The 10,021-nt window shown below is 57.8% G+C and carries 5 protein-coding genes; 4 read left to right on the top strand and 1 reads right to left on the bottom strand.

The genetic code is table 11. The features are described 5' to 3' along the window. Nucleotides 1–246 precede the first annotated feature (246 nt). Nucleotides 247–1,410, top strand: a complete 1,164-nt coding sequence (locus RSSM_RS31945; protein WP_008686196.1) for a hypothetical protein — start codon at nt 247–249, stop codon at nt 1,408–1,410. Nucleotides 1,411–1,894: 484 nt separating this feature from the next. Then, the gene (locus RSSM_RS24645) at nt 1,895–3,436 is read left to right on the top strand and encodes a sulfatase family protein (protein WP_052336113.1); all 1,542 of its coding nucleotides are present in this window, start codon (nt 1,895–1,897) and stop codon (nt 3,434–3,436) included. 184 nt (nt 3,437–3,620) lie between these two features. Here RSSM_RS24645 and RSSM_RS24640 read toward each other — a convergent pair whose 3' ends face one another. Further along, a complete protein-coding gene (locus RSSM_RS24640) occupies nt 3,621–4,922 on the bottom strand; it encodes an AraC family transcriptional regulator (RefSeq protein ID WP_008686191.1) in 1,302 nt (433 codons plus the stop codon). Between the two features lie 547 nt (nt 4,923–5,469). On the opposite strand from RSSM_RS24640, the gene RSSM_RS24635 reads away from it, so the two are divergent. Together RSSM_RS24635 and RSSM_RS24625 are read left to right on the top strand one after the other, a co-directional pair. Then, a complete protein-coding gene (locus tag RSSM_RS24635; RefSeq protein WP_008686190.1) occupies nt 5,470–8,907 on the top strand; it encodes a discoidin domain-containing protein in 3,438 nt (1,145 codons plus the stop codon). Between the two features lie 385 nt (nt 8,908–9,292). Beyond that, nucleotides 9,293–10,021, top strand: a 729-nt coding sequence (locus RSSM_RS24625) for a DUF1559 family PulG-like putative transporter (protein WP_044303575.1), incomplete at its 3' end; no start/stop codon positions are given.

Here is a 10,021-nt window from a genome sequence, read left to right as displayed (position 1 = left end):
GTGAGCCGAAGTGCGTAAGCACTCGGGTTTTGGGCAGGTTCGGCCTCAACATCGCTCGACTGTTCCCACCCGAGGCCTTACGGCCGTTCGGCTCACTCGTTGATTCCGCCGGGGCAAGCCTGGACGTGAGCCGAAGTGCGTGAGCACTCGGTTTTATCAACATCCCTCGAGACTGATGTCTGCGAAAGAGCGTCGTGTTCGCTTGACGCTGCCGGAACTTTTGCAAACCGGCAGTGTTTTATCGCCATGAATGCGAACCAAACCACGGCAGTATTGCTTGTCCCCTTCCTCGTCGCCACAACCGCGTTGGGGAAAGACGTTGACAAACCGTCAGGCACGTACGCGAGCGTGATCACACCTCGCGCCGTCGAGAACAAACACATGATGGGTGGCCTCGTCCGTGTCATGTGGAGTGAAATCGAACCTGCCCCCGGCAAGTTCGACTTCTCACGCATCGACCAACAGGTGCAACTTCTCAGGCCCGGCATGAACTGGACGCTCGCCGTTCACGGCGGATGGACGTCTCCCGAAGCGACTTCGGGGGATCAATCGCGAATGAACACTCGCACAGCCCCCAATGGTCGCTTCCCAGGAAACCGCCGACCGCCTGCCGGATTTCAACGCGGTGGGAACAACCAAGGACGAAGAGCCCCATCCCGCGGACCGCAGCGGCCTCGTTCGCTCGCACCCGAGTGGCTCGTTACAGACATGCACGTGGAAACGTTTGAGATTTCATTCCGCGGAACTCCCGTCGACATGCCCAAGTACTGGGACCGGACGGTTCAAAAACGCATGAAGATGATGCTGTCAGCCGTCGGTCAAAAATACCGCAACGACGAGCGTCTCAAACTCGTCTACGTTCCGCAGATGACCAGCAACGGCACCGAAGGACATTTCAATGGTGTCCCCGATGAAACACTCCTTCAGGCCGCCGGTATCAACCCGCGTGCGCGAAACGCCGCGGCCAAGTTCGGCGAACTTTGGGTCAACGCCGCGACCGAGGCGACCCAAAGCGTGATGGACGCCTTTCCCAACAAGGCCATCGCGTTCGAACTCCATGAACTGTTCCGCAGCGCAGAGATCCCTGCCTCGATCATCAGCGAATTCCAAAAGTCAAAGTACGAGGACCGCGTCGGCGTCGCCATCTGGTGGATCTCCGGCAAGACCAGCTACCAGAGCAATCTGCTCTCCGTGCTCAAGAAATACGACGGTGACCTCTACGGCCAAGTCATCGGACGCTCCGATCAAGCCCAGCGGTTTGGAAACGGCGACTACGCGACTGTCTTCCAACAAGCAACCCGGCTCGGCATGCGATACATCGAACCGTGGAACTACGAATTCGAAAACCACACTCACGATGAGCTTTTCGAAGAGTTCAATCGATCCGCCAAAGCCAAATTCACTCGCTAAACAATCACCGCCCGATTCCCCGCCGCCTGCGTCCAAGGCTTCTCACCTTCACACAAAATCTGTCTGTTCCTATTCTCATTGCCGCCTCAGATCCCGCGGGTCGGCGTTCCCCAACCACAACGGCGCAACGCCGGCACGGCAGCAAACGAATTCACATTTCCCCAAAATTCCACGCAAAACCCCGCGTCCGATTCGAGATAACATACTAGTGCGTCACGATCATGAACGAGGGCTGAATACCGTAGCGAAAGTCGCCAAGACTTTCGGTGCTCTCCAGTCACGTGCCGATTGTGTACGCTGGCGATCTGCCTCGTGTAGCGAAAGTCGCCAAGACTTTTGGTGATTTCCGGGACTCCCGAAACTCTTGGCGAGTTTCGCTACGCTGAATTTAGGCTTTGACGCGCGACGATACCGAATTGCGATCTGCTGCTGACGCATTCGCACCACACCGATTGACCGATTTGTGACGATGCTGCCAAACACCATGAAGCTTCCACGTCTGATCCTCTCCGCCGCAATCCTACTCTCGATCTGCGTCGGCTCAGCGTTTGTCGACGCAGCGGCCTCCCCGCTGGACCGTCCCAACATCGTCATCATCATGGCCGATGACCTCGGCTACGGCGATGTCGGTTGCTACGGCGGAACCGGGGTCGCGACTCCGGAAATTGACCGACTCGCGGCCGAGGGACTGCGATTCACACAGGCCTACTGCTCCGCCGGCACTTGCACGCCGACGCGGTTTTCACTGCTCACCGGCGTGTACGCGTTTCGTGTTCCCGGTTCGGGAATCGCTCCACCGAACTCGCCCGCTCTGATCCCCGCGGGGACACCCACCATTGCGTCGGTCCTGAAGGGCGCCGGATACCATACCGGCGTGATCGGCAAATGGCACCTCGGTCTCGGCCCGAAACCGGACGGCCCGGACTGGAACGGCAAACTCGCTCCCGGTCCTCTCGAGATCGGGTTCGACGACGCGTTGATCCTTCCGACCACCAACGACCGTGTCCCTCCGGTGTTGGTTCGAAACCATCACGTTGAAAACCTCGACCCGAGCGACCCGTTGTGGGTGGGATACAAAAGCCCGTCGCCAGAGCACCCCGACGTGAAAAACTTCCCCAACGCAACTCGGATTTCGACTGTCCACGGTCATCGCGACACGATCCATAACGGAGTCGGCCGGATCGGATACTTCACCGGCGGAAAAGCGGCCTTGTTCCGCGACGAAGACCTCGCCGACCGATGCGCGTCGGAGGCAAAGCGATGGCTCACCGATCACGCCGACGAGCCGTTCTTCCTGCTCTGCACGCCTCACTCTTTGCACGCACCGCGGATTGTTCACGAACGCTTCCAAGGCAAGTCCCCCATGGGACCGCGGGGTGACGCGATCGCGGAACTCGATTGGACCGTTGGACAAATCACCGCGGCACTGGATCAACTCAATCTCACCGACCGAACGCTCGTTGTTTTCTGCAGCGACAACGGTCCGGTTTTGATCGACGACTACCAAGACCGTGCCGACGAACTGCTAGGCGACCATGACCCAAACGGGCCCTACCGTGGCGGCAAATACAACGTTTACGAGGGCGCCACGCGTACTCCGTTCATCGTCCGAATGCCCGGCGTAGTCCCGACCGGCGACAGCGAAAAGGTGGTCTGCACGATCGACCTCGCCGCCAGCCTCGCGTCGTGGGTGAATGCGGAAGTCCCCGATGCGGCCCTGCACGACAGCCGTGATGTGATGAAAGCCTTGCTCGGCCACACCGACGCGGTCGGCCGCTCCGCCCTGGTCCAGCAAGACAACGGATGGGGCAGTTATGGCTATCGCAAAGGCAATTGGAAACTCGTCCGATGCGACGGACGCGCGATGCAGAACGCGGACCTTAAAATGAAACGCACCAAGCAGCCCAAATTTGCTCTTTTCAATTTGCTAGACGATCCCGGGGAAACTCGAAACGTCATCGCCGATCACCAAGAGCGCGCCGAAATGATGAAAAAAGAACTTCAGTCGATCATCGACGAGAAATAGGCTCAACAACTCGCCACCGCACTTCACCGCACTTCACCGCACTTCACCGCACTTCACCGCACTTCACCGCACTTCACCGCACTTCACCGCACTTCATCGCCCTTCATCGCCCTCACTGCTCCTGATCGGGGTGACGCATCTAGCTCGGGCCGCCACGCAAAAGCATTCGACGCGAAACGTCGCGTCACGTCCGACGATGTCGTTTGCGAAACACCGCCGGCGTCATGCCCGTTTGCCGTCGAAACGCGGTTATCAAATGCGGGGCTTTGCTATAGGCGGTCATGGATGCGATCCGATCGAGTCCATAATCGGTCTGCAACAGCAACGTCTTGGCCCGCTCCAACCTCACGCGTTCGATCTCTTCACGGGGAGTGCGATCGAGGCTCCCACGAAAACGTCGCTCCAACGTCGCTCGGGAAATCGCAACGCACTTCGCGACGTCCGACACGCCAATCCCATCACATGCTTTGTCACGAATGAACTCGATCGCCGCGGAAAGATCCGGGTCATCGACCGCCAAGACGTCCGTCGAAAAACGCGTCACCACACGACGAGGTGAAATCGTCATTCGGTGACAATAGGACTCTTCTTTCGAGGCCGGTATCGACGCAAGAAACTTCGCCGTCGCAGGATCCAGTTTTTCCCTGTCCCCTTCGGCGAGTCCGCACGAGGACGCAGCGCCGTCTTCCCCCGCGAGCAAATGGTCTAGCACGGAGGCCCCTTCGAACCCGATCCGGTACGCATCCGGCTCGATGCTCGACAACGGCGGATTGGTCAAATCACAGATCACCTCATCGTTATCGACACCGAGAACCGCCAATTGCTCCGGCACCCGGTATCCGGTATTCACCGCCGCTCGAACCACCTGCCGACCGCACACATCGTTGCACGCAAACACCGCGCACGGCAACGATTGACGCTGCAACCACTTTACCAACGCCGTCTCAACGATCTCGGCGTTTGCCTCATGTCGGAGCACGCCTTCCATGGGCGCATTCACGGCCGTCTTGTCCGCGAGTACCAGATCGAGACGTTCGGTTTCGATCCCGTTTTGCTCACAGATCTCCACCAACGCGTCGCCCCGAGCCCCCGAAAAATCGACGCCCTGGTATCCACAGAAAGCGATCCGACGAAATCCACGTTCGACAAAGTAGTCGACTGCCATCTGAGCACAATCGCGAGAGTCGGTATCAATCGTCACGCCTCGTCGAGGTGCAAAGCTGCCACGCAAATCGATGACCCATCGCCCGAGTTGATCGATCGCCCGTGCGGTCGATTCGTTTTCCGCTCGCGCGATCACCCCGTCAAACTGGTGCCCCATCAACTCCGCCGGCACCGCTTCTCCGAGCCCGCGTTCGAGGTGAAAAACGTCCCACCCGTTGTGGGCACGCAGGTAACCGGCGACGCCTTGAAGACAGCCCCGACCATAAGCGCGCGATGACTCAACGAACAGAAGAACCTGCGGTTTTTTGGAAACTTGCTTCATGGAGCCTGGGGAGAAAGTTCTCGTAGAGAGCGACCACTCACGCCGCTGCGTAACCGGAAACAACCTAAATCACTGCTTTAGCGGGACACACTAAGCACTAAAGCACATTCTCGACGCACTATACTAATGCGGCAAATTGGAAGCCGGTAGACAAAAAAGCGGATTGTATTGATTTCCATAGAGACAATATTGGCCCCAACGACGCTCGAGCGGTGGAGCTCAACAATCCCGCGGCGACCAAACGCAGGAAATAGAAATTGCCGGAGGGGCCGTTCGATGCGACGCGCATGAGCATTAATAGGAACCCCCAATCAATGCGCTGATTTTTGCACGCATAGTTGGAGTTCGTGCGAAATAGTTCTCGCTCAGTCCTAAAACCTGATCGACCACATACGGCAAACGAGTCCCCCCACCTTCCGGTCGCGTCCCTCCTGCTGCCCCGCCTCCCCAAATGCCAAACATCGCCGCTGCTCCCTGCAGACACGCATCAAAACCATGTCGCCCCTTGTTCGGCACGGCCTGTTTCCTGCTCATAGCGGGCCTCGGCGTGGCAAATTTGTCGCAAAGCAGTTTTGCGGATCAAACGCCGCTCAACCGTATCGATCTTTTCGGCACATGGCAGGTCCGGATGGACGACAGCTCGCACGCTGCCGATGACCATGCCGCCAATGACGACACTGGCAATGACGATGCCACCAATGACGATGCCGCAACTCGCGAGAATCAGTCCCGACACAATGGCATGCTCCACGAAGTCCAACTTCCCGGCACCCTGCGAGACTCCGGCGTGGGAATCCCACCGGGCCCCGACACGCCGTGGATCGCCAGCACGCAAGAGTCGCTCTGGAACCAACCTGAATACGCCCCGTACCGCGAACAAGATAACTTCAAGTTTCCGTTTTGGCTGCAACCCAATCTGCACTATGTCGGCGGAGCGACCTATCAACGCCAGATCGAAATCCCAAATCAGTGGCGAGATCAGCGGATCATCCTCACGCTCGAACGCCCTCATTGGCAGACCAGTGTTCTGGTCGATGGTAAGTTGATCACCGGCGGAGACTCCCTCAGCACCGCCCATCGATTCGACCTCACCAACGCCTTGCCGCCGGGAAAACACGAATTGGCAATTGTGGTGAACAATTCTCTCCAGCCCATCGACGTGGGCATCAACTCACACAGTGTGTCGGACCACACCCAATCCGCATGGCACGGCATCGTAGGTGAAATATCACTGACCGCGCATCCGATGGTCGATATCGATCACATCAACATCCACCCCAACGTTGACAAGCACTCGGTCGCCACCCAATCGATCCTTGTCAACCGCTTCGACAAACCGCGCTCCTGCAGCCTTCTCATGGAGGTCACGCAAAACGGACGTTCGCTCGCCAAACATCAATCCGACATCGAACTGGCTCCCGGTGAAAACATCATCGAAAAGACCATGTTGCTCGATGCCCAAGCTCAACTGTGGGACGAGTTTTCTCCTGAGCTATGCGAATTGACGGCATCGTTACTTCCCAAAGATTCAGGCACGCCCGCACCATCAACGACGTCTTCATGGTCGGGCACGTCTTCATGGTTGGGCACGTTTGGCTTTCGAAAAATCGAAGCTCGTGACGGAAAACTGCAACTCAACGGCCGACCGATCTTTCTTCGCGGAACGTTGGAATGCTGCATCTTCCCATTGACGGGTTACCCGCCCACGGACGTCGCCTCGTGGAAACGGATCATCCGCATCTGCAAACAACACGGACTCAACCACATTCGTTTCCACTCGTGGTGCCCACCTGAAGCCGCATTTGTCGCGGCTGACGAACTGGGGTTCTACTTCCAGGTCGAATGCTCGACGTGGCCCAACAGATCCGTTGGCCTCGGGTACGGTCGCCCGGTCGACGAGTGGCTCTACCGAGAAGGCGACCGGGTCCTCACCGCCTACGCCAATCACCCGTCGTTCCTGCTCTTCTGCGCCGGCAACGAACCAGGCGGACCGGGAAACGGCGGCGATTTCCTCGGCCCCTGGGTTGAACATTTCAAACAACAAGAAGATCGCGTGCTCGTGACCTCGGGTGCCGGTTGGCCGAGCATTCGCGAGAACGAATACCACCTCACCCCAAAACCGCGAATCCAACAATGGGGACAAGGCCTAAAGAGCCGCATCAACGCACGAGCACCAGAAACCACGACGGACTACAGCGACTTTATCTCTCGTCAATCCGCACCGGTGGTCGCCCACGAAATTGGTCAATGGTGTGTCTATCCAAATTTTGACGAGATCGAGAAATACACCGGTGCCCTGCGACCAAAGAACTTTGAAATCTTCCGCGACTTCCTGACACAAAGCGGAATGCTGCACCAGGCACGCGACTTCCTGATGGCGTCCGGACGCTTGCAAGTTTTGACGTACAAGGAAGAGATCGAGTCGGCACTCCGCACCAAAAATTTCGGCGGCTTCCAACTGCTCGACCTCCATGATTTTCCCGGGCAGGGAACCGCAACGGTGGGCATGCTCGACCCGTTCTGGGATCCCAAACCCTACATGAACACATCGGAATTCCGCGGTTTCTGCGGCCCGGTTATCCCGCTGGCTAGAATGCCGAAACGAGTTTGGCGGGGACAGGAACAATTTTCTGCCGAGGTCGAAATCTCACACTTCGGCAACCAACCGCTGCAGGGCAAAGCAACCTGGAAAATCCGCCGCTCACCATCGCCGCGCAACCCCGACTTTGCAGAGACATCCGATTCCAACGCCGCTGTCAACAAACCGGCCAAGGAATCTCAAGCCACTCAAACAGTTCTCGCGCAAGGGTCATGGCAGCTAACAGGACAAGCGCCCGGCGACCTGTACCGCATCGGTGAAATTCGGTGCGAACTCGACAGCATCACCAACGCAGGCAAGTACGTTTTGGAAGTCACCATCCCGGACGGCAAAGACACCATCACCAACCGCTGGGACTTTTGGGTTTACCCGTCCATCGATGCCGACGCCCCCACGACAACCGGTTCGGTGACGCTGGCCACCAACCTGGACGACGCCCTCGATGCCACCGCGAGAGGCGAACGCGTGCTTCTCAATCTTCCCGCCGACCGAGTCGCCACAGACGTCAAAATCGGGATGTCACCGATCTTTTGGAACTGGGCTTGGACCAACGGGCAAGCACCACACACGATGGGAATTTTGTGTGACCCCAGCCATGCCTGCCTTCGCGATTTCCCAACCGACGATCACTCCAATTGGCAGTGGTGGGAACTGGTTTCGCGTTCGGCCACGATGCACCTCGACCAACTCCCCACAGAGATTGATCCCATCATCCAAGTGGTCCCGAATTGGTTCGTCCCTCAGAAACTCGCACTCGCGTTTGAAGCTCGCATGGGCAACGGCAGTTTGCTGGCGACTTCGATTGACCTGCAGAACGATCTCGACCAACGCCCCGTCGCCCAAAGGTTACGCCGGTCGATGATCGACTACATCGCGAGCGAGCGTTTTGCTCCCGCCGCTTCGCTATCCAAACCTCAACTCCGCTCGTTGCTACGTCAACCATCACCGACCGAACAAGCGACCCAAAGCATCAACGCCAGCAGCATGCAGCCCGGCTACGAAGCCTATCGGGCAATCGACGGTCAAAATCAGACGATGTGGCACAGCGCATGGAATCCCGCATCGCCACCCCCGCACTGGATCGAGTTAACTCTCCGAGAGAGCCGGCTCGTCGAAGGCGTGCAGATCACCCCACGGAAAGACATCTCCCGCACACGCTTTCGTCAATACACCATCTCGACGCAGGATGGCTCGGGGACGTGGACGACCGCAGCGACCGGAACACTCGACGGATCCGCCGCAACCGAAACGCTACGTTTCGACAAACCGATGAAATGCGACGCGGTGCGAATCCAAACCGACACCCCCGCCTCCGCATCCCCGGGCGGCCCCATCAAAAACTTCCACGCGAGCGTAGCCGAACTGCAACTGCTGCTCTCAAAATAACAGCGACACGGAATCCGGCGACATCCAGTTCTTCGCTCCGTCAAAGTGCAAAAACGATTGCCGTGAATCGCTAGCGAGTTGAAAGCTAACGAACAGTCAGACAGCCCCCACCAAGCACGTTGGTCGGGCGTGGCATGCCATAGGCATCAAACCGCCAAAATCGAATGCGGCAAACAAGAACCCCACCGCATCTCAACCGAAAAGAACCCCATGATTTACCGACGCAACACCGCAACAGTTTGCGGCAAATCGGAAACCTAATTCCAAATTCACACGCTAAAATAGAACCGACGTAATGAAAAGGGGACACGCCGTGTGTTGCGGCAAATCAAGTGCAACCATTTGATGCTCCCGAGTAAATACGAATTTTTTTGTAGAGTTTACTATGACAACGAAAACGAAGAATCGCCGCCTTGGCTTTACCTTGGTGGAATTGCTGGTTGTGATTGCGATTATCGGCGTTTTGGTTGGGCTGCTCTTGCCCGCTGTTCAGGCTGCCCGAGAAGCCGCCCGCCGAATGAGTTGCAGCAACAATTTCAAGCAGCTCGGTCTTGCGATCCACAATTACCATTCTGCGTACAACCGGTTGACGATGCATGGCGTCGGCACCAAGTCGGGGACGCTGAATGGGCCGCTCGCGTCAGGCGGGCACATGTACCAAGCTTTTAACGATCACAACGCAATGCAGTTGAGCGCCCTGGTCGGCTTGACACCATTCTTCGAGCAGCAAGGCCTGTGGGAGCAGATATCCAACCCGCTATGGGTTGATGCGAACAGCAACGGCACGATCGATGCGGGTGAGCAGTATCCTGCGATGGGGCCCCATCCATTGACCGGTGGGGTGGTTTACACCCCATGGCTCACAGAGATAGCCATGCTTCGCTGCCCCAGCGACCCGGGCACCGGGCTTCCAGCAAAGGGGCGTACCAACTACGCCGCTTGCCTGGGTGATTCGCAGCGTACCGAAGCATCGGGCGGTCGCAACGCAGGCCTGGAGCTCGACGGCGGTCATTATGCGGGCTGGGACCCAGACGGATATGTTGTTAATGCGAGATCTGCCCAACGAGGGATGTATGGCAAGCACCGTCTGGGGAAATTCCGAGACGTCCTAGAT

Origin of the sequence: Aporhodopirellula sallentina SM41 (assembly GCF_000346505.1) — a bacterium.
GTDB lineage: Bacteria > Planctomycetota > Planctomycetia > Pirellulales > Pirellulaceae > Rhodopirellula > Rhodopirellula sallentina.
This window is presented reverse-complemented; position numbering and strand designations above follow the sequence as displayed.

What these genes read in the sequence shown, in the direction of transcription:
- RSSM_RS31945 (WP_008686196.1), top strand. Translation starts at nt 247, where the DNA reads ATGAATGCGAACCAAACCACGGCAGTATTGCTTGTCCCCTTCCTCGTC.
- RSSM_RS24645 (WP_052336113.1), top strand. Translation starts at nt 1,895, where the DNA reads ATGAAGCTTCCACGTCTGATCCTCTCCGCCGCAATCCTACTCTCGATC.
- RSSM_RS24640 (WP_008686191.1), bottom strand. Translation starts at nt 4,922, where the DNA reads ATGAAGCAAGTTTCCAAAAAACCGCAGGTTCTTCTGTTCGTTGAGTCA.